24 protein-coding genes are annotated in these 19,479 nt (G+C 70.2%); 9 read left to right on the top strand and 15 right to left on the bottom strand.

Annotated elements, in window-relative coordinates; genetic code table 11:
* Positions 1-130 precede the first annotated feature (130 nt).
* The gene (locus Q9S78_RS04355; protein WP_081626405.1) at positions 131-856 is read left to right on the top strand and encodes a WXG100-like domain-containing protein; all 726 of its coding nucleotides are present in this window, start codon (positions 131-133) and stop codon (positions 854-856) included.
* 1 nt (position 857) lies between these two features.
* Positions 858-1,493, top strand: a complete 636-nt coding sequence (locus Q9S78_RS04350; RefSeq protein ID WP_311858917.1) for a hypothetical protein — start codon at positions 858-860, stop codon at positions 1,491-1,493.
* A 74-nt stretch (positions 1,494-1,567) separates the two neighbouring features.
* On the opposite strand, the gene Q9S78_RS04345 is transcribed toward Q9S78_RS04350, so the two are convergent.
* Positions 1,568-2,191, bottom strand: coding sequence for a TetR/AcrR family transcriptional regulator (locus Q9S78_RS04345; protein ID WP_311869026.1), 624 nt, complete (start codon positions 2,189-2,191; stop codon positions 1,568-1,570).
* 66 nt (positions 2,192-2,257) lie between these two features.
* Between Q9S78_RS04345 and Q9S78_RS04340 the strand changes: the two genes are divergently transcribed.
* Genes Q9S78_RS04340 through Q9S78_RS04330 form a run of 3 tightly spaced genes read left to right on the top strand, consistent with a single transcriptional unit; the run spans position 2,258 to position 6,359 of the window.
* A complete protein-coding gene (locus Q9S78_RS04340) occupies positions 2,258-3,292 on the top strand; it encodes an agmatine deiminase family protein (RefSeq protein WP_311869024.1) in 1,035 nt (344 codons plus the stop codon).
* Positions 3,289-5,001 (top strand): amidase, encoded by a 1,713-nt coding sequence (locus Q9S78_RS04335; protein WP_311869023.1) that lies wholly within the window; start codon positions 3,289-3,291, stop codon positions 4,999-5,001. Before Q9S78_RS04340 ends, Q9S78_RS04335 begins: the two co-directional genes overlap by 4 nt.
* Positions 4,998-6,359, top strand: coding sequence for an aminotransferase class V-fold PLP-dependent enzyme (locus Q9S78_RS04330; RefSeq protein ID WP_116228109.1), 1,362 nt, complete (start codon positions 4,998-5,000; stop codon positions 6,357-6,359). Before Q9S78_RS04335 ends, Q9S78_RS04330 begins: the two co-directional genes overlap by 4 nt.
* Before the next feature lie 15 nt (positions 6,360-6,374).
* Here the strand turns inward: Q9S78_RS04330 and Q9S78_RS04325 are convergent, their stop codons facing one another.
* From Q9S78_RS04325 to Q9S78_RS04315, 3 genes are read right to left on the bottom strand one after another with little or no spacing between them, the layout of a single operon-like run.
* Positions 6,375-9,224: an FtsX-like permease family protein gene (locus Q9S78_RS04325; protein ID WP_311869021.1), complete on the bottom strand. Its 2,850-nt coding sequence runs from the start codon at positions 9,222-9,224 to the stop codon at positions 6,375-6,377.
* Entirely contained in the window at positions 9,221-9,940 is a 720-nt protein-coding gene (locus Q9S78_RS04320; protein ID WP_020097957.1) for an ABC transporter ATP-binding protein, read from the bottom strand. The genes Q9S78_RS04325 and Q9S78_RS04320 overlap by 4 nt, the downstream gene beginning before the upstream one ends.
* Complete coding sequence (locus Q9S78_RS04315; RefSeq protein WP_018185531.1) at positions 9,937-10,554, bottom strand: PadR family transcriptional regulator; 618 nt, start codon at positions 10,552-10,554, stop codon at positions 9,937-9,939. Before Q9S78_RS04315 ends, Q9S78_RS04320 begins: the two co-directional genes overlap by 4 nt.
* A 93-nt stretch (positions 10,555-10,647) precedes the next feature.
* On the opposite strand from Q9S78_RS04315, the gene Q9S78_RS04310 reads away from it, so the two are divergent.
* Positions 10,648-11,223: a DnaJ family domain-containing protein gene (locus tag Q9S78_RS04310; RefSeq protein WP_116228108.1), complete on the top strand. Its 576-nt coding sequence runs from the start codon at positions 10,648-10,650 to the stop codon at positions 11,221-11,223.
* 3 nt (positions 11,224-11,226) lie between these two features.
* Here Q9S78_RS04310 and Q9S78_RS04305 read toward each other — a convergent pair whose 3' ends face one another.
* The 3 genes from Q9S78_RS04305 to Q9S78_RS04295 all read right to left on the bottom strand — a co-directional run bounded on the left by Q9S78_RS04305 (position 11,227) and on the right by Q9S78_RS04295 (position 14,474).
* The gene (locus Q9S78_RS04305) at positions 11,227-12,210 is read right to left on the bottom strand and encodes a Gfo/Idh/MocA family protein (protein WP_311869017.1); all 984 of its coding nucleotides are present in this window, start codon (positions 12,208-12,210) and stop codon (positions 11,227-11,229) included.
* Positions 12,211-12,330: 120 nt separating this feature from the next.
* Positions 12,331-13,488, bottom strand: coding sequence for a cystathionine gamma-synthase (locus Q9S78_RS04300; protein ID WP_116228106.1), 1,158 nt, complete (start codon positions 13,486-13,488; stop codon positions 12,331-12,333).
* Positions 13,485-14,474 carry a pyridoxal-phosphate dependent enzyme gene (locus Q9S78_RS04295; RefSeq protein ID WP_116228105.1) on the bottom strand — a complete coding sequence of 330 codons (990 nt, stop codon included), beginning with the start codon at positions 14,472-14,474 and terminating at the stop codon, positions 13,485-13,487. The genes Q9S78_RS04300 and Q9S78_RS04295 overlap by 4 nt, the downstream gene beginning before the upstream one ends.
* A gap of 222 nt (positions 14,475-14,696) precedes the next feature.
* Between Q9S78_RS04295 and Q9S78_RS04290 the strand changes: the two genes are divergently transcribed.
* Positions 14,697-15,242 (top strand): flavin reductase family protein, encoded by a 546-nt coding sequence (locus Q9S78_RS04290; RefSeq protein WP_116228104.1) that lies wholly within the window; start codon positions 14,697-14,699, stop codon positions 15,240-15,242.
* Positions 15,243-15,261: 19 nt separating this feature from the next.
* Here the strand turns inward: Q9S78_RS04290 and Q9S78_RS04285 are convergent, their stop codons facing one another.
* Together Q9S78_RS04285 and Q9S78_RS04280 are read right to left on the bottom strand one after the other, a co-directional pair.
* Positions 15,262-15,768: a MarR family winged helix-turn-helix transcriptional regulator gene (locus tag Q9S78_RS04285; protein WP_020097951.1), complete on the bottom strand. Its 507-nt coding sequence runs from the start codon at positions 15,766-15,768 to the stop codon at positions 15,262-15,264.
* A gap of 33 nt (positions 15,769-15,801) precedes the next feature.
* Complete coding sequence (locus tag Q9S78_RS04280) at positions 15,802-16,026, bottom strand: ribonuclease H family protein (RefSeq protein WP_028497463.1); 225 nt, start codon at positions 16,024-16,026, stop codon at positions 15,802-15,804.
* A 298-nt stretch (positions 16,027-16,324) separates the two neighbouring features.
* On the opposite strand from Q9S78_RS04280, the gene Q9S78_RS04275 reads away from it, so the two are divergent.
* Entirely contained in the window at positions 16,325-16,678 is a 354-nt protein-coding gene (locus Q9S78_RS04275; RefSeq protein ID WP_020097949.1) for a DUF7882 family protein, read from the top strand.
* Between the two features lie 199 nt (positions 16,679-16,877).
* Here the strand turns inward: Q9S78_RS04275 and Q9S78_RS04270 are convergent, their stop codons facing one another.
* Positions 16,878-17,201, bottom strand: a complete 324-nt coding sequence (locus tag Q9S78_RS04270; protein WP_018185541.1) for a DUF7882 family protein — start codon at positions 17,199-17,201, stop codon at positions 16,878-16,880.
* Between the two features lie 60 nt (positions 17,202-17,261).
* On the opposite strand from Q9S78_RS04270, the gene Q9S78_RS04265 reads away from it, so the two are divergent.
* Positions 17,262-17,591, top strand: a complete 330-nt coding sequence (locus Q9S78_RS04265; RefSeq protein ID WP_018185542.1) for a DUF7882 family protein — start codon at positions 17,262-17,264, stop codon at positions 17,589-17,591.
* Here the strand turns inward: Q9S78_RS04265 and Q9S78_RS04260 are convergent.
* From Q9S78_RS04260 to Q9S78_RS04240, 5 genes are all read right to left on the bottom strand, one after another.
* On the bottom strand, positions 17,581-17,829 hold the full coding sequence (locus Q9S78_RS04260; protein ID WP_018185543.1) for a hypothetical protein: 249 nt from the start codon (positions 17,827-17,829) through the stop codon (positions 17,581-17,583). The genes Q9S78_RS04265 and Q9S78_RS04260 overlap by 11 nt on opposite strands.
* Positions 17,823-18,146: a DUF7882 family protein gene (locus tag Q9S78_RS04255; protein WP_018185544.1), complete on the bottom strand. Its 324-nt coding sequence runs from the start codon at positions 18,144-18,146 to the stop codon at positions 17,823-17,825. Before Q9S78_RS04255 ends, Q9S78_RS04260 begins: the two co-directional genes overlap by 7 nt.
* A gap of 7 nt (positions 18,147-18,153) precedes the next feature.
* Positions 18,154-18,702 carry a Dps family protein gene (locus Q9S78_RS04250; RefSeq protein ID WP_018185545.1) on the bottom strand — a complete coding sequence of 183 codons (549 nt, stop codon included), beginning with the start codon at positions 18,700-18,702 and terminating at the stop codon, positions 18,154-18,156.
* Between the two features lie 122 nt (positions 18,703-18,824).
* The gene (locus Q9S78_RS04245) at positions 18,825-19,064 is read right to left on the bottom strand and encodes a hypothetical protein (RefSeq protein ID WP_116228102.1); all 240 of its coding nucleotides are present in this window, start codon (positions 19,062-19,064) and stop codon (positions 18,825-18,827) included.
* A 68-nt stretch (positions 19,065-19,132) separates the two neighbouring features.
* Positions 19,133-19,450: a hypothetical protein gene (locus Q9S78_RS04240; RefSeq protein ID WP_018185547.1), complete on the bottom strand. Its 318-nt coding sequence runs from the start codon at positions 19,448-19,450 to the stop codon at positions 19,133-19,135.
* Positions 19,451-19,479 lie beyond the last annotated feature (29 nt).

Here is a 19,479-nt window from a genome sequence, read left to right as displayed (position 1 = left end):
CGACCCGACGCAAGCGGCATCCATTCATCGCGGATGATCGCCGTTTCCGTCGGGTCGAGACCTCGCTCATGGTCGCCGCCGATGGGGCGTTCTCCCCATCGCGGCCGAGGGTGTGCCGTCACTACTGTCGATGGCGGAGGTGGTCGCCGTGGGGATGATGTTGCCCAATGAGTTGATCTGGATCATGGACAAGATGGGGCTCGAGTGGCCCGACATCGACGAGGACGAAGTCCACAAGGCAGCCGACCTCGTGCGCGGGTACCGCGACGACATGGAGTCGATCATCCAAGCCGTCGACAGCCGCGTGAACGGCGACCTGGCCACGGCACTGCAGGGCAACGCCGGCACGGCACAGGTGGAGGGGTGGAATCGAAACCGCTCCGACAACATGCAGAAGCTCCTCGATGTGCTCGGCCCCGCAGCGACGGGGATCGACATCGCGGGTGGCATCGTCCTCGCTATGAAGATCAAGGTCATCGCCGAGGTGACCCTGACCCTCATGCAGCTCGTGCCGTTGCTCGCCGCAGGCCCGCTCGGCGCCGGCGGCGCGGCGCTGCTGCTGCTCGCGCGCAAGAAGCTCCTCTCCATGGCGATGGAAGCGACGATCGAGCAGGTGATCAACGAGGTGCTGCCGCTGGCGGTCGAGCCGCTCGCCGAGCAGGTCCCGGTGATCGTCATGGCCCTCATGGACGCCCCCGTCGTGGAGGGTGCCATCGGCGACGTGGACGAGTTCGAAGCCGACCTCGAGGCGCTGGAAGCAGCCGCCGACGAGATGGACGCGCAGGCCGTCGACATCGAGGACCGCACCGATCGGCTCCTCGCCGACCTCGCCAACCTGCAGATCTCGGGAGACTGACATGACCATGAAGAGCCTCATGCGCGAGATCGTCGACGCCGTCGACGGCGCGGGTCGCGAGTTCAAGAAGGGGTTCGGGGGCGCGTTCCGCAAGCGCGGCGGCAAGCACCGCGCGGACGCCGCACGCATCCGGGGCACGGACCGACGCAACAGCGCCGACGCCGGGCAGCACCGGCGCGACGCACCCGTCGCCACCCACGCCGCGGAGTACGACATGCTCACGGATGTCAGCCGCGGAGTCGACCAGCTCGGCCGCACCGGGCGCCACGCTGCGCCCGACTACAACATCGCCAACGACCTCGGGACCTCGGTCGGCAAAGCGGTGCGAGAGACCCCGCGCGAGGTGCTGGACGACGTGCTCGGCACGCCGAAGAAGATCCCGGGGCAGGTCGTCGAGGAGCTGTACGAGGATGCCATCGGGCAGGACAACCCCGACGCGTACGGCAAGAAGAGCCGCGGTGACATGGAGTTCCTCGCTCCCAGCGGCGAGGCGGCAGACCTGCGCGGACTGAATCAGGCCGGCATCGAGGACCGGTTCGGCCTCACGCCCGGCGCGCTGGACGGCGCGACGTGGGAGGTCCGGCCCGTCCCCGGAACCACCTTCGTCACGATCGACATCTCCCGCCCCGAGGAGTGACCGGCCGGTCGAGGAGTCGCAGATGGTCGCGGTGAAGGCGGCGGGACGACCATCTGCGACGCCTCGGCGACGACTCAGCCGCGCAATGCGTCGGGCGCGATGCCGAGCAGCGCGGCGAGCGCGCGGCGGGTGAGGTCGGTGCGCGCGGGATCGGCGCGCCAGCGCACGAGACCCTGCGCGCCGAGGCCGTCGATGATCGCGAGCAGGTGCCACGCGATCGCGTCGGCGTCGATCGCGCCGAACTCGCCGCGCTCGCGGCCGCGGTCGATCTCGGCGGCGAGCGCACGCTGCCAGGCGTCCATCTCGGCGCGCACCCGCACGGCGAGCGCCTCGTTGCGGGTGCCCAGCGCCCACCCCTGCACCCAGACGAGGGTGACGTCGTTCGGCTCGTCTCCGAAGACGGTGTCGAGCAGGATGCCGAGGCGCGTCGTCGCGGCATCCGTCACCCGCATCGCGGCCAGCACCGCGGCGAGCTCCTCGGCGACGACAGCGCCGAAAGCCTCAGCCACCAGCACGTCCATCCCGTCGGCGTGGTGCGCGACGAGCCCGGGCGCGACGCCGACCCGGGCGGCGACCGCGCGCAGGGTGACGGCATCGAGACCGTCGGCGAGCGCGATCTCTCGAGCGGCGAGGGCGATCTCTTCGCGACGCTCGGCGGGGCTCTTGCGGGCCCGGCGGGCAGTTGACGCCTGAGACATCGAGTCGGTAGCCTCCCCTTGTTGATCAATTGATCAATAAGGTACCCGAGGATCGAGGAGCCCGCCATGGCCTGGCGCATGCCGAGCGAGACCGCCGCGCACGAGCGAACCTGGATGGCCTTCCCACGCGAGGGCTTCACCCTCGGCGACACCGATTCCGAGCGCGAAGAGGGCTACGCAACCTGGACGGCCGTCGCCGCCGCGGTGGCGCGCTTCGAGCCGGTGACCATGGTCGTCGATCCGACCGAGACGGCCCGCGCGCGCCGCATGCTGCCGGGCGACGTGACCATCGTCGAAGCCCCCGTCGACGAGTTCTGGATGCGGGACCATGGCCCCACCTTCGTCGTCGACGACGAGCGGCCCGGCGCCCTCGGCGCCGTCGACTGGATCTTCAACGGCTGGGGCGCCCCCGACTGGGCCGAATGGCAGAAGTCAGCGGCCCACGCCCGGCTGATCGCCGGCGAGGTCGGTGCCGAGCTGATCCCCTCCGACATCGTCAACGAAGGTGGCGGCGTCCACGTCGACGGCGAGGGCACCGTCCTGCTCACGCAGACCGTGCAGCTCGACCCGCGACGCAACCCCACCGCCGACCGCGCGCGCATCGAAGCCGAGATGGCCCGCACCCTCGGCGCGACCCACGCCGTCTGGCTGAGCCAGGGGCTCACCCGCGACTACGACGACCTTGGCACGAACGGGCACGTCGACATCGTCGCGACGATCCCCTCGCCCGGCCGCATCCTGCTCCACGATCAGCGCGACGCCGCGCACCCCGACCACGCGGTCACCGCGACGCTCCGCGCCGAGCTCGACGGGCAGACGGATGCCGCCGGTCGCCGCTTCGAGATCGTGTCGCTCCCCGCACCCGAGACCCTCACCGACGCGCACGGCCCCGTCGACTGGAGCTACGTCAACCACCTCGTCGTGAACGGCGGCGTCATCGCGTGCGGGTTCGGCGAGGAGCGGGCGGATGCCATCGCGAGGGAGATCCTCGCGATGGCGTACCCGGGCCGCAGGGTCGTCACGGTCGATGCCCGTGGCCTGTTCGCCCGCGGCGGCGGCATCCACTGCATCACGCAGCAGCAGCCGAAGGTGACCCGATGATCGACGTCGTCGAAGCGACGATCGCCGAGCTCCGCGCGGCGCTGGAATCCGGCGAGACCACAGCGGTCGGGCTCGTCGACGCCTACCTCGCACGGATCGACGCGTACGACGGACCCGACACCGAGACGGCGCTGAACGCCGTCGTCGTCCGCAATCCCGACGCACGCTCCGAGGCCGAGGCGTCCGACGCACGCAGGGCCCGCGGCGAGACGCGCGGCCCGCTCGACGGCATCCCGTACACGGCGAAGGACAGCTACCTCGTCCGCGGGCTCACCGCGGCGGCAGGCTCCCCCGCGTTCGCCGAGCTCGTCGCCCAGCGCGACGCGTTCACGATCGGACGGCTCCGCGCCGGCGGGGCGATCTGCCTCGGCCTCACGAACATGCCCCCGATGGCGAACGGCGGTATGCAGCGCGGGGTCTACGGCCGCGCTGAGAGCCCCTACAACGCGGACTGGCTCACCGCTCCCTTCGCGAGCGGCTCGTCGAACGGCTCGGGCACCGCGACGGCCGCGAGCTTCGCCGCGTTCGGCCTGGGTGAAGAGACCTGGTCGTCGGGCCGCGGTCCCGCCTCGAACAACGCGCTCTGCGCCTACACCCCGTCCCGCGGGGTCATCTCGGTGCGCGGCAACTGGCCGCTCGTCCCGACGATGGACGTCGTCGTGCCGCACACGCGCACGATGGCCGACCTGCTCGAGGTGCTCGACGTCGTCGTCGCCGACGATCCCGAGACGCGCGGCGACTTCTGGCGCGTCCAGCCCTGGGTCCAGCTTCCCGCCGCGTCCGCCCTGCGACCCGCGTCGTACCCGGCGCTCGCAGCGGGCGCATCGCTCGAGGGGGTGCGCCTCGGCATCCCGCGCATGTACATCGGTGAGGACCCGGATGCCGGGACCGGCACGGGCATCGGCGGCCCGACCGGTCAGCGGATCGAGCCGCGGGAGTCGGTGCTCGAGCTGTGGCGCGCGGCCCGTGCCGACCTCGAGGCTGCGGGAGCGACCGTCGTCGAGGTCGACTTCCCCGTCGTGAGCGACTACGAGGGAGACCGCGTGGGCGCCAGGACGATCGAGGACCGCCTCCCGGCGGGATACCTGGGCCGCGAGATCGTCGACCTGTCGGCGTGGGCGTGGGAGGACTTCCTCGACGCCAATGGCGACCCAGCGCTCTCGACGCTCGCCGGCGTCGACGGTGCGACGATCTTCCCGCCTCCGCCCGGCGCCCTCCCCGACCGCTACACCGGCTTCGACGACGACATCGCCGAGTACCCCGACTGGGTGCGATCGCACCCCGGCGCGACGCTCGATGACATGCCCGAGCTGGCTGACGGCCTCCGCGCACTCGAAGATGTCCGCCGCACCGACCTGGAGGAATGGATGGATGCCGCCGGCCTCGACGCCGTCATCTTCCCCGCCGTCGCCGACGTCGGCCCCGCCGACATGGACGTGAATGCCGCCTCGGCCGACCTCGGGTGGCGCAACGGCGTCTGGATCGCGAACGGCAACCTCGCGATCCGACACCTCGGCATCCCCACCGTCACCGTCCCGATGGGCACGATGACCGATATCCGGATGCCGGTGGGCCTCACCTTCGTCGGGCGCGCCTACGACGATTCCGCCCTGCTCCGCCTCGGCGTAGCCTTCGAACGTCTGGGTACCCGCCGGACGCCGCCGCCGCGCACACCCGCGCTCCCCCGCACCACCTCGGAGACCCGATGACCCAGCCCGCACGCATGCACGATGTGACCGACGAGACCCGTCAGATCGTCGACCTCGTCCTCGACTATTCGCGGCAGCGGCTGCTCACCGACGACAACCCGCTCGACAAGCCGCTGCCCCCGGCCGAGCTCGCCCGCCTCGCCGGTGTGACGATCAGCGAGCAGGGCATCGGCGCGCGCAAGGCGCTGGGCGTCTTCGAGCATGTCCTAGCACCGGCCTGCATCACGACCGACGACCCGCGGTATCTGTCGTTCATCCCCAGTGCGCCGTCGAAGGCAGCCGCGGCGTTCGACCTCGTCGTCTCGGCGAGCGCGCTCTACGGCGGGTCCTGGCTCGAAGGCGCGGGCGCCGTCCACGCCGAGAACGAGGTGCTCCGCTGGCTCGCGAACGAGTTCGGCCTGCCCGCGACCGCCGGCGGTGTGTTCGTGCAGGGCGGGACGCTCGGCAACCTGTCGGCGCTCGTGGCCGCACGGGAGACCGCCCGGGAACGCGGCATCCGTCCCGACCGCTGGCGCGTGGTCTGCTCGGCCGAGGCGCACTCCTCGATCGCGTCGGCGGCCCGCGTCATGGATGTCGAGGTCGTCCCCGTCGCTCCGGATGCCGGGGGTGTACTGCGCGGAGACGCGGTGCGCGCCGCGCTCGAGGAGCACGGCGACAGCGTGTTCGCCGTGGTCGCGACCGCCGGGTCGACGAACTTCGGCATCGTCGACGACATCGCGTCGGTCGCCGAGGCGACCCGGGAGTTCGGCGTGTGGCTGCACGTCGACGGCGCCTACGGACTCGCGGCAGCGCTGTCGCCCGAGGCCCGGCATTACTTCGCCGGTTTGGAGCACGCCGACTCGCTCATCGTCGACCCGCACAAGTGGCTGTTCGCACCGTTCGACGCGTGCGCCCTGCTCTACCGCGACCCCGAACTCGGCCGTCGCGCGCACACGCAGCACGCCGAGTACCTCGACACCCTCACCGAGACGAGCGACTGGAGCCCGTCGGACTTCGCCGCGCACCTCACGCGCCGAGCACGCGGCCTGCCGCTGTGGTTCTCGCTCGCGACCTATGGCGCCGAGGTCTACCGCGAGGCGATCACGTCATCGATCACGCTGGCCGAACGGATCGCCGCCGAGATCGAGTCGCGCGACGAGTTCGAGCTCGTGCGGCATCCGCAGCTGAGCGTCGTCGTCTTCGAGCGGCGCGGGTGGACCAAGGACGACTACACCGCCTGGTCGAACCGTCTGCTCGACGACCAGCACGCCTTCGTCACGCCGTCGAGCCACGCCGGCCGCACCAACGCCCGTTTCGCGATCCTGAACCCCCGCACGACGTTCGAGGACCTCGTCGGCATCCTGAACACGATGCGCTGAGCGGGTCGCCCCGGCTCAGGCGATGACGTTGCGCCGCGTGAGCTCGGGCTCCCGCGGCGGGACGAGCCAGTTCACGGCGGCGATGCCGACCGGCAGAGCCACAGCGAGCACGGCGAGCAGCCACCACGGAATGTCGGCGAGGCTCATCGGCTCATGAGACGTCTGCGACTGCAGCCAGAAGCCGGTGGGCGGCAGGATGCCGGCCGTGGCGCCCGCGAAGGTCCCGAACCCCGCGATCACGAGACCCTGCCAGAGTCCGATGCGGCGCCGGAGGCCGGGCGTGCCGCCGACCGCGGCGAGCGTCGCGTCGTCGGGCCGCCTCTCGAAACGGGCGAGACCGAGGGCGACGGCGCTCGCGCCGAGGACGAGGACGGCGACGGCGGCTAGGAGGGGGACGAGCCAGATGGACGGGTCGGCGGGACCGGTCTCGCGATAGATCCAGACGCTGTACGTCTCAGTGCTCATCGACTCCGAGAGCGCGTTGAGTCGGTCGCTGGTCGCGACGTCGACGTCACCGGGGAACGCGGCGTAGACGCCGGAGACGGCGACGCGCAGCCCCAACTCCCCGGCGGTGGCCGGCGCGATCGCGACGGCGACCCCCTGCTCACGTGCGTCGACGCCGATCGCGGGGACCTGCCGTCGCCACGACGGCTCGTCCAGGCCCTCCCCCGAGGCCGGTACATAAGCATTGTCCGGGGCGCGACCGGACTGCCAGGCCCGCTCCGGCCAGGATGCGACCTCAATCGCACCGTCGACGATGAGCCGTTCGTCGGCGACGAGAGCGGCGCCGTCGAGGTACGCCGCCCGATCGGATGCGGACAGACTGATCCCCATCACGATCGGGAGGTCATCCGGGGCGATGATCTGAAGGTTGTTGCTCGGGTCGCCGAAGTGAGTCCAGCCGCCCTGCAGGTCGTTCTGCCCGATGAGGAAAGAGTTCGGCGTGACGGCAACGGCTCGCTCGGCGTCCGCGGGGATGTCGTTCTCGTTCTCCGCCCACACCGCCGTCTGTCGTTGGACCAGGGCGGTCTCGGTCGCACCCGATGTGCGGAGCGCGCTCTCGATCTCGTCGGTTGCGGACGCCACCTCATCCGGGGTGAGCGGCGTTTCGGTCGAGGAGGAGATGTCGGCGTAGGCCGTCCCGAGCGGGGCGGTGTAGGAGTAGGTCCGCTCCGATTGACCCGCCGCCATCATTCCAAGGCCGACGGCGAAGACCCCGACGAAGACCGTCGCACCGATCGCCGCGAAGGCCGGCACGGTCCGCGCGCCGTTGGCCACCGCGTCCCTCGCGGCGAGGCGCGCCGCGATCCCGAGACGCGACAGCAGACGCGAGGCGAGCCAGAGCAGCCACCGGCCCGAGATGAGGATGCCGACCTGCGCGAGCACGGGGCCTGCGATGATCCCGATCGTGGGCAGCCAGCGCAACGGCGAGTCCCAGGCCAGACTGATGTCGGTAGCGACCGCTGCGGCAGCCAGGCCGCAGAGCACTGTGACGGCCGCGCCGATGAGGATGAGGAGCGAACCCCAGAGGGGACGAGACGCGCCCACCCGCTGCGGGCGCCGCGCTCCGCGGAGCGCGCTGATCGTGTCGGACCGGCCCACCGAGCGCGCCGGGACGAAGGCGGACGCGGTGCCGACCAGCATCGCGAAGACGAGGATGCCGACCAGCAGGACCCAGGGAACATGGAACCCCCAGAACTGCGTGGCGGAACCGTTGTCGGCGATCCGCATGACCACGGCGGCGAGTCCGATGCCGGCGAACAAGCCGACGAGCCCGCCGACCAGCCCGAGGACCGTGCCTTGGAGCAGGACGACGCTGCGCAGATCACGCGGCTCCGCCCCGACGCTCGCGGCGATCGCAAGCGCACGCTGCTGACGCCGCGCGCTCACCGCGAATGCCGCGCCCGCCAGCATCACGACCATGTATCCCGCCGCGAGGCCGCCCGCAGCGAGCGCACTGGCGAGCGCGAGGAGCCCTTGCGTCTCGCTGGTCTCAGCGGTCCACGGCTCGCTGCCGTCGGGATAGGTGAAGCTCGGCGGATCGAGCACGACCTCGCGCGAGTAGACGCCCAGACCGTCCATGTTGAGCGCCTGGATCTGCGACCACGAGATCGGGGTCTCGGGGAGATACCACTTCGCTTCGTCGTAACGGTCGGCGTCGGCGAACGCCACCGCACTGTCGGCGTCGGGGCGCGTCGCGTCGTCGAACGTTCCGACGATGGTGAACGACGTCGCCGAGTCGACGAGTTCGAGTCGACCGCCCAGCGACACCCCGACCCGCTCGAGTGTCGCGGGGGTGACCATGACCTCGTCCGCCGTCGTCGGCGCCCTGCCGGAGGTCACCTCGAAGCGCCCGGCGAACCGAGGGTCGCCGATGTCGCCCGCCCATGCGGGCACGGCGGCGAGCCCCGTGACCGTCGTGACGCGTTCGCGCCCTTCCGAGACTTTGACGATCTCCGTGCCGGCGGGCAGCGACGAGGGCGGCTCGACGTCGGTGATCTGTTCCTCCCCGGTCGGCCACCCGCTGCCGTATCCGGACGAGTACGGGTCGGTCGGGACCTGCCAGAACCCGGCATCCGCAGCGCCGAGGGGCGCGACCCACGCCTCCATCCGACCGAGGTCGACCGACACACGCTCGGCGGCCGTCGACATCGAACTGTTCACGAACACCGCCACCCCCGCCATCCCGGCGATCGGCAGGGCGATGAGCGACATGATCAGCAGCGACGACACCCACGCGCGGCGCACCTGGCGCCGCGCGATACGCACGGCGACCCGCATCCGCGCCGTGCGCGAGGGCTTCGGTCGCTCGGCGCGACGCCGCGCCCCGGCATCTGCTCGGGGCCGGTCCCGCACGGTCGTCATCGCGCGTCCGACAACAGCGCGTCCGCGCCGCGGCGCTGGGACTCGTCGATGATGCGGCCGTCGCGGAGGAACACGATGCGGTCCGCCCACGCCGCGTGCCGCGCCTCGTGGGTGACGAGGATGCCGGCGGCCCCCTGGTCGACGCGGTGGCGAATCATCTTCATGACCGCTTCACCGGTCACCGAGTCGAGCGCGCCCGTCGGTTCGTCGGCGAGGATCAGCCGGCGCCCGCCGACGACGGCACGGGCGATCGCGACGCGCTGCTGCTGACCTCCTGAGAGGTCGTCGGGGTAGGAGTCGAGCTTGTCCTCGAGTCCGACCGAGGCGAGTGCATCCCGACCCGCACGGCGCGCCACCCGGGCCCGGAAGCCGTCGAGCTCGAGCGGCAGCGTCACGTTCTCGACGGCCGTGAGGGTCGGGATGAGATTGAAGTCCTGGAAGACGAACCCCAGGGAGCGCCGCCGGAGCTGCGCGAGATCGCGACGTGTCGCCGTCGAGAGGTAGGTCCCCTCGACGACGACTTCGCCGCTGGTGGGCTTCTGCAACCCGCCCGCGATCGACAGGAGAGTGGATTTGCCCGAACCGGACGCTCCCATGATCGCGACGAGCTCACCCTTGTCGACCGTCAGATCGACGCCCGACAGTGCTGAGACGCTCGTCTCGCCCTCGCCGTACTGCTGCGTGACCCCCACCAGCTGCAGGACGGCGGCGCTCATCCGACGACCGCCTCGGTGTCGCTCGCCTCGGATTTGGCGGGCCTCCCCCGTTTGGGAGTCTCTGTGGATAGCTCGAGCCCCATCGTGCGGTGCGGATGCCGCGCGAGGCGCTGCTCGGTGTGATCGAGCCATCGGGTCTCGGCCTCTGCCGCGAAGATCATCGAATCCACGACGAGAGACCACGCGAGTTCTTCGGGACCGTCCGGGTTCGAACCGGCGTACTTCGCTCGGTTGAGCTCCTGGAGCTGGCGCAGCGACGCGGAACGCTGTCGCTGGATGACGGCGCCGAGGTCGACGCCCGGCAGGGTCGCGGCGACGGCGAGCTTGATGGCCAGCTCGTCGCGCGTCCCCTGCGTGCGCTCGACGGGAGCGTCGAGCCAGGCCTGCACCTCGGCGGATCCGGCATCCGTGATCTGCCAGTAGACGTGACCCTGCTCGTCGACGTCGCCCTTCTCGACGAGCCCGTCGCGCTCGAGCCTGTCGAGCGTGTTGTAGATCTGACCCACGTTGAGGGGCCAGGTCGACCCGGTGCGGCGGTCGAACTCCGCGCGCAGCTGGTAGCCGTAGCAGGGACCCTGATCCAGGATCGCCAGCAGACTCTGTCGTACCGACATCGGGACTCCTCGCTGCATACCGGGTATGTGTTTTCTGAGTATATGCATACCGGGCAACATCCACACAACGCCCGCCCGTCTTACGCTGGAGGAATGGCCGACGACCGAGCCGCGAACGACGACCCCCGCCTCATTGCGGCGCGCTATCGCGTCGAAAAGGCGGCGCAGGAGAACGGCGAGGAGCCGCCGGCCGAACCGGAGCGTCAAGCCGGGACGCCCACCGGCACGGAGCGCGCGCTGTACGTCGAGACCGCGATCCAGCAGGCCATCCGGCGCGGCGACTTCGACGACCTCCCCGGCGCCGGCAAGCCCCTCGAAGGCCTGGGTGGCTCGCACGATCCGGACTGGTGGATCAAGCGGAAGATCCGCACCGAGCAGCTCTCCGGCCTCGGCCCGCCCGCTCTGCGACTACGGATCGAGCACGCCGAGTTCGAAGACCGCGTCGACGCCTTACACCGCGAAGAGGACGTCCGCGAATACACCGCCGACTTCTCGCGCCGCGTCGTCGAGGCGCGCCGGCAGCTGCAGGGCGGACCACCCGTCGTCACCCCGACCCGCGACCCCGACGCCGAGGTCGCGGCCTGGCGGGAACGGCGCGCGGCGCGGGCCGCGGCATCCGCCCCTCCCGAAGCTCCCGCGAAGCCGCGCCGTCGCTGGTGGCGGCGGTAAGGCTCAGCCGATCGCGGCGCGCCACTCGGCGAGGAGCCGCGCGATGGTGCGGGTCTCGTCCCACGGCACCTCGGGCGCCTCGGTGCGCCCGTCGCGGAGCGCACGGATCGTGGCATCCGCCTCGGCCGCCATCGGCTGCACCGTCGGCACCTCGATCTCCTCACGCGTGCCGCCGGTGCGGATGAGAGTCGCCGCCTCGGTGCTGTCGGTGCGACTCCCCCACACGTTCGGGATCTCGAGCGTCGCCTCCCGCCCGACGATGCGCGTCAGACGCGGCAGGTCGTGCACGATCGCGGTGCGGATGTTCGCCGACGCACCGCCCAGATCGATGGATGCCGCCGCGCTCACATCGACGCCGGTCTCGCCGATCGTGCCCGCCGCCGCCTGGACGGCCAGCCCCGACAGGTCGCGGCCGGCCCAGGCCGCGACACCGACGACGAGCGACAGCGGGTAGCAGCCGACGTCGAGGATCGCGCCGCCGGCCGTGGCGGGATCGAACAGCCTGCCCGTGTGGGAGCCGGCGGCGAAGCCGAGCGACGACTCGATCTCGACGAGGTCGCCCAGGGTGCCGCCGCCGACGATCTCCCGCAGGCGGTCGGCGAAGGGACCGAAGCGGTACTTGAAGGCCTCGACGAGCGGGAGTCCCGCCTCGCGCGCGGCGCGGACCGCGGCATCCGTCTCGTCCGGCGAGACGCCGAGCGGCTTCTCGCAGAGGACGGCCTTGCCCGCGGCGAGGGCGCGGTGGACGAGCTCGGTGTGCGTCGTGTGGACCGTGCCGATGTAGACCGCGTCGATGTCGTCGCGGTCGAGGATCTCGTCGTACGTGCCGACGACGGCTGCGCCGTGGGCCGCGGCGAACTCCTCCGCACGCGACACGTCGCGCGCGCCGACCGCATGGAGGCGTCCGAGCTCCGAGTCGGGGAGCGCCTGGGCGAAGTCGCCGCTGATCGCTCCGGCACCGAGGATGGCCCAACGTGCGTGTGTCATCCGGCCACGCTATCGCCCGCGCCGCGGCCCGGATGCAGGTTCAGCAGCGCATCGGATGCCGGATGGGGCCCGATAGCACGGTTCTCCCTGCACTCGGCACGCGCAGCGCCGCCGCCGCCGTCAGGCCTCGAGCGCCTGCTGGATGTCGGCGAGCAGGTCGTCGATGTCCTCGATGCCGACCGACAGTCGGACGACCTCGACCGGCACGGCCGCCTCGGTGCCGCGCACCGAGGCGTGCGTCATCGCGTCGGGGTAGTTCACGAGCGACTCGACGCCGCCGAGCGACTCGGCCAGCGTGAACAACCGCAGCGACTCGGCGAAGCGCCGCGCCGCCTCGCCCGATTCGAGGGCGAGCGACACGATGCCGCCGAAGCCGGACATCTGCCGCGCCGCGAGCTCGTGCCCCGGGTGCGACGCGAGTCCCGGGTAGTAGACCCGGGCGACGCGGTCGTGTCCGTCGAGGAAGGATGCCACGGCCATGCCGTTCTCACTGTGCCGCTGCATGCGCACCGCGAGCGTCTTGATCCCGCGCGTCGTGAGCCACGCGTCGAGCGGGCCAGACACGGCGCCGACGGCGAACTGGATGAAGCCGACCTTCTCGGCCAGCGCGTCGTCGTTCATGACGAGCGCACCGCCGACGACGTCGGAGTGCCCGCCGAGGTACTTGGTGGTCGAGTGCACGACGACATCGGCGCCGTGCGAGAGGGGGCGCTGCAGCGCGGGCGTCGCGAAGGTGTTGTCGACGACGACCAGCGCATCGACGGAGTGTCCGACCTCGGCGAGGCCGGCGATGTCGGTGATGCGCAGCAGCGGGTTGGACGGCGTCTCGACCCAGAGGATGCGGGGCGCCTTCTCGGCGACGGCGGCGCGGACGGCGTCGAGGTCGCTCATGTCGACGACGCGAAGGGTCACGCCCCAGTCGCCGAGCACACGGGAGATGAGGCGGAAGGTCCCGCCGTACACGTCGTTGCCGAGGAGTACCTCGTCGCCCGGACGCAGCACCGCGCGGAGCAGCGCGTCCTCGGCCGCGAGGCCCGATGCGAACGACAGCGCGTGCGCGCCGCCCTCGATCGCGGCGAGCTGCGTCTGCAGCGCGGTGCGGGTCGGATTGCCGCTGCGGCCGTACTCGTACCCGCCGCGGAGCCCGCCTATGCCGTCCTGGGCGTAGGTGGTCGAGAAGTGGACGGGAGGGATGACGGCGCCGGTCGCCTCGTCGGGCTCCTGACCGGCGTGGACGGCGAGGCTCGCGAAGCCGCGAGCGGAGGACTGTGCACTCATGCGAGGCTCCCGGTGGTCTCGGAATCGGTGGTGACGGAGAAGCCGTGGGCGGTCATCCAGTCGTCGTCGTAGATCTTGCTGAGGTAGCCGCGGCCGTGGTCGGGCAGGAGCACGACCAGGACGGCGTCGGCGGGCAGGTCGCGGGCGACGCGGAGGGCCGCCACCACCGCCATGCCCGACGAACCGCCGACCATGAGCCCTTCTTCGCGGGCCAGCCGACGCGTCATCGCGAACGCCTCGGCATCGCTCACCCGCTCGTAGCCGTCGACGACGGTCGGGTCGAAGGTCGCGGGCATGAAGTCCTCGCCGACGCCTTCGACGAGATAGCCGTGGATGTCGCCGCCGGAGTAGATCGATCCCTCCGGATCGGCGCCCACGACGGTGACACGTCCCGACGACGCCTCTTTGAGGAACCGTCCGGTGCCGCTGATCGTCCCGCCCGTGCCGACACCCGCGACGAAGTGGGTGACGGTTCCGTCGGTGTCGCGCCAGATCTCGGGCCCGGTCGTCTCGTAGTGTCCGCGCGGTCCGTTGAGGTTGGCGAACTGGTTCGGCTTGAACGCGCCGGGGATGGATGCCGCGAGCCGATCCGACACGCTGTAGTACGAGTCGGGGTGCTCGGGCGGCACGCTCGTCGCGGTCATGACGACCTCGGCGCCATAGGCCTTGAGGACCGCGACCTTCTCGCCCGCGAACTTGTCGGGGACGACGAAGATCATCCGGTACCCGCGCTGCTGGGCGATGAGGGCCAGGCCGACCCCGGTGTTGCCACTGGTCGGCTCGACGATCGTGGCGCCGGGCTTGAGGTGGCCGTCGCGCTCCGCCGCGTCGATGATGTTCCGCGCGATGCGGTCCTTGGCGGAGCTGCCCGGATTGAAGTACTCGACCTTGGCGAGGACCGTGGCTTCGATGCCTTCGGTGACCTTGTTCAAGCGGACGAGCGGGGTGTTGCCGACCAGATCGGCGATGGAGGTGGCGTAACGCACGTGTTCTTCCTGACGGGATGCCGCACTCGCAGAGGTGCGGTCGCTGTGTGGGGTCGCGGATGTCGCCGGGGAACCGGCGGTCAGAGACGACAACAGCGAAGGGTCAGCACCCGATCAGAATAGCGGACGCCCGGCATCCGCGGCGGGCGTCATCTGACGCAACAGAACGAAAGCTTCGGACACACGACCCTCGTCCCGCCCGCGCGAACGTAGGTTCGTTGTATGACGTCTCCCGCACACGCCGCATCGGACGACCGGGCCGCCTCCGGATTCACGGAGTCGCTCTCGCCCGAGGAGTTCAAGGCCGTCTTTCGCGGGCATCCCGGCGGCGTCGCCGTCATCACGGCTGATGCGGGGGACGGACCGGTCGCTCTCACGGCGACCTCGGTGTCGTCCGTCAGCGCAGACCCGCCGCTGCTGATCTTCTCGGTGTCGGCGCAGTCGTCGGCCGCTCCCGTCCTGGCCGCCGCGGAGACCGTCGTCGTCCATCTGCTGGACGCCGACGACCTGCGGGTCGCCGAGGTGGGTGCGACGAGTGGGATCGACCGCTTCGCGGAGCTGCCCTGGTCACGTCTGGTCACCGGTGAGCCCGTGTATCACGGGGTTCGCGCGTGGGTCCGGTGCGCCGTCATCGACCGGATGGATGCCGGGGGCTCGACCGTCATCGCCGCGCACGCCGTGCAGGCGAACATCGCCCGCGACTCCGAGGCACCGCTCGTCTATCACAACCGGACTTGGCACCGGTTGGGTCCCGACACCGCCCTCTGAGGGAGCGGCTCGCGCGGGATCAGGAACGTCGCGCGAGGTCGTCCAGTGCGGCAGCGATCCGGCGGATCGTCTCGGCGGTGGTCTTCGCTTCGCCTTCATCCAGGCTGTCGATGACCGACACCACGGCCGCATGGTGCGCACCGTAGACCTCGTCGACGAGATCGTTGGCCGACTCCGTCGGCATCAGATAGTGGGCGCGCCGGTCGGTCGGGTGCTGCTCGCGCGTCACATACCCCTTGCCCACCAGGCGCTCGATCACGTTCGTAACCGTCGCACTCGAGGTGCCGAGCATGACGATCAGGTCCTTAGGGCTGATCTCCCGCTCTTCCCGTCGAGCCTGGACGAGGTACCGGAGAGCGGCGAGGTCGATCCCGCCGAGTCCGGAGATCCGCTGCGAGCGGTCCGCCTGGACCTGCTCGGCATGGCGGAGCTCGAGGATGGCGCTACTGAGTAGGCGTCCGGCCTCGGTGTGGGGCTGCGAGGCATACAGATGCGTGTGCTCATGTCGAACGATGGACTGAGGCATGTCAACTCCTCGGCTCGTGAAGGGTGTCGAACATCATCCGATCGCCGCCCGAGCCTCAGCCGCATCCGGATACTTCCCGACGAACCCTCCGGCGTGATCTCGGGTGATCCAGCCTGCGGGGCTCTGCTCGACGGTTCCGAGGAACCGTCCGTCGGTGTTGCCGACCCAGAAGCCCGCCTCGACCTCGTGCCACGCCGCGATCTTCTCGCTGACGTCCACGGAGCCGTACGAGTCGAGCACCTCCATCGACTTCACCACCTTACATGTCCGAATCTGTGACAGTTCTTGTCCTTCTCGAAATCAATGATAGACATGAGTTGTGAAATCCACTAGATCTATTGTTTAGCTAGTAATCCAGGAACGGACAGATGACACCCTCACCCGCACACCCCATCCCGGCGCCCTTCGCCTCGATCGGTGTCGCTCTCATCCCCGAGCAGCGCACGGGCTGGTGGGCGTCCCTCGTCACATCCCTTTCACGGCCGCGAGCGCACCGCACGACGGCGCAGCCCGCACACCACTGACCACAGCACCCCGAACCCACCAGGAGAACGTCATGGGAAGCCTCTACTACGGGAACGTCGAATCCCCCATCGTCATGCCCGACCGCATCCTCGCCCACCTCGCCGCGATCGCGACGACCAAGTTGCGCCGGAGTGAGAGCTTCGTCGTGTCCTGGAAGGGAACCGGCGACAACGGCGAGGGCCGCACAACGCTCTGGTTCCAGCCGGCCATCCCGCTGCGTTTCGTTTACGAGCAGTCGGCTGCGGTCGCGCTGAACCCTGCGACGCTGCGGGAGATGGCCGACCAGGCCACGTCGAACGGCGGCCTCGTCCTCGACGCGGATCTGGACATCCCCGAGATCGGCGCCGCACGCACCGAGGCGCGTCGGCCGGTGGTCGCCGCGTGAGCCACCCCGATCTCAGCGACGAGGCCGACGCCTACGAGGACGCCCTCGCCGCCGATTTCACCGAGCGCTTCGGGACCCCTCCGCTGTTGGTCTGACCGTTCTCCGAGCACACGAACTCGTGCCGCCCCTCCGCCGTTCCCCCCACGGCGTCGACGGGGCGGCATGTTTCGTTACGGGAGGTGACGCGGGGACCCTCGCGTCAGGCGCTGGGGTCGCCCTCGCCCGCATCTGCAGGCTCCGGAACCAGGTGCAGACCCGCCGGCGAGTTCGCCGCGTACATGAGGGCCTCCGACCACGCGCGGTTGATGCGCGACTGCCGGCTTCCGTAGTACTTGAAGACCAGGGATGCGTGCGGGTGCAGCCACACGGAAGTGCGGCCCTCGCCGATGCTCTTGTCGTCGCGCCACGTGAAATGGAAGGACTCGCCACGACGCAGCTTGTTGCCGATCACCTGCTGCAGGTGTGCCAGCGTGCGGTCCTCGAAGTCCACCTTGATGGAGTCCTCATAGATGAACTTGCCCACGTCAGCCCCTTCGTCGTGTCATCTCGGTATCGAAACGACGTCTCCCATTATGGTGTCCCCATGGGCCTGATCTACTACGGCGGCTCGGCGATGCCCATCCGCATCGAGGACCGCGCACTCGCGCATCTTAAAGTGGTGGTCGCGACCAAGCTCCGCCGTTCGGAGAGCTTCACTGTGTCGTGGCAGCACCCCGACGACTCTCCCCGAGGACGGACGACGATCTGGCTGCATCCCGCGATCCCGCTCAGGTTCGTGTTCGACCACGCGGAACCGCCGACGCTGAACCGCGAATGGATAGAGGAGCTGGCGGCATCCGCCAATTCCTCGGGTGGGATTCAGCTGCCGGCGCGGATGTTCGATGAGGACAGCGGGCCCGACGTCACGGAGTGAAGTGCCCCTCGGCGGCGGCCTCGGGCTCGGACTCGTCCGGGATCGGGATGAGAGCGATGGGGACGCCGGGCGAGATGAGCAGGTGAGCCGGACGAGGAGCGCCCTCGCCGTCGTTCACCACGATCCATCCGTGGCCCGCGTCGAGCGCCGCAGCCACCTGCGCCGAGAAGGTCTCGAAGGACTCCTCGCCGATGCTGTACAGCGTCCCCCCGTAGTGCACGTCGATGCGCTTCACCATGCCACGCTCTCCTGTTCCGCCTCTGCGGGTTCCGGGACGATGTACAGACCGGACGGGGAGTTCGCGACGGCGGCGAGCGCGTCCACCCAAGCGAGGTTCAGCGGCGCGCGCTGACCTCTGTAGAACTTGAAGACGAGCGTGCACCGCGGGTGCAGCCAGATGCTGGTGCGGCCGTCCCCGATCGCGGCGTCGTCCTTCCACGTGAAGTGGAAGGACTCGCCGCGACGGAGCTTCGACATGATGACCACCTGGAGGTGGGCCAGCGCACGGTCGTCGAAGTCGACCTTCAGCGTGCCGTCGTAGATGAACTTCCCCACCGGGCGGTCACCGGGGCGAACGGTTCTCGGCGCTGATCATCCACGCGAACTGCTCGAGGCTCTCGAGGATACTGTGGAGGATGTCGGCGCTCGTCGGGTCCTCGTCGTCGACGTCGTCGTGGACGTCGCGGCAGGTGCCGATGACGGCCTCGAGGCGCTCGGTGACGAGGTCGATGACGTCGGAGGTCAGGACCTCGCCGTGCGGGAACTCTGGAAGCGTCGTGGTCTCGGCCACCGTGTCGCTTCGGCCGTCGGGAACGGCGTGCAGGGCGCGCATGCGCTCCGCAATCGTGTCGCTGAACTCCCGCGCGGCGTCGATGATCTCGTCGAGCTGGAGGTGCGTGTCGCGGAAGTTCTTCCCGACGACGTTCCAGTGCGCCTGCTTGCCCTGGATCGACAGCTCGAGGAGGTCGACGAGAACGGCCTGCAGGTTGTCGCTGAGCTTCTGGGAGGCGGTGAATCCGCGCTCGGCGTTCTGCTCTTCGGTCAGCTGCGCGCCCGACTTGCCGGGGCGGCGCTTGTTGCGGGTGGCGGGCTTCGTCTGAGTGGTCGTCATGGGACGGCTCCCCTTCTGTCGCGGAACGTGGATGCCTCCCACGCTAGGACGAAGGCGACCACGAGGTCATCGGGTTGCGCCGCCCGGGAGGCGGTGATATCCCCGGAGCTCGCGCTCCCGGCTCACTCCTCGATGCGAGCGAGCGCGGCGGCCATCTCGTCGTCGGACAGCGACAGGCCGGCGTCCGTGAGCCGCTGGTCGAGGACGTTCCGCGGATCGACGCCGTCGTGTCCCTGCAGGTCGGCTCGGGTCTGGGCGATGATGCCGTCGAGCTTCTGCCCGGCATCCGCGGGGTTCACCGACATGGCGGGCTCTGCCTGTGCGGCGTCGCCGGCGTGGCCGGCATCCTGTGCATCACTCATGGCGCCAGTGTGCTCGCCTTCGCGGGCGCGATCACCCCCTTGACCGGGCACGTCGACCCGGATAGGTCTCAGGAGTGCGGTGAACGCTCTGGATGGATCGTGGGCCCGCGCCACTTCGGGGAGAAGCCCTCGACCTCGAAATCGTCGTACGCCGCCGCGACGGCTTCGGTGGGAGGGTCCCGTGGTTCGGGCACCGGGATCAGCGCGATGGGGACACCCGGCGTGATGAAGAGGTAGGCGGGGCTCGCGCTTCCGACGCCGTCATTGACGGCCAGCCAATGCTGGCCGTCGCGGGCGCCCTCTTGAATCTCGCGATGGACGTCGTCGAGCGTCCGGTTCGCGACGCTGTACCACTGCCCGCCGTACGAGATGTCGATGCGTCCCATCGGTTCTCCTCGGCTGCGATCGGTCTCGA

It is taken from the genome of Microbacterium aquilitoris (assembly GCF_031932285.1).
Lineage (GTDB): Bacteria > Actinomycetota > Actinomycetes > Actinomycetales > Microbacteriaceae > Microbacterium > Microbacterium aquilitoris.
The sequence above is the reverse complement of the archived record's forward strand: the minus strand, read 5'-3'. Positions and strand labels throughout refer to the sequence as shown.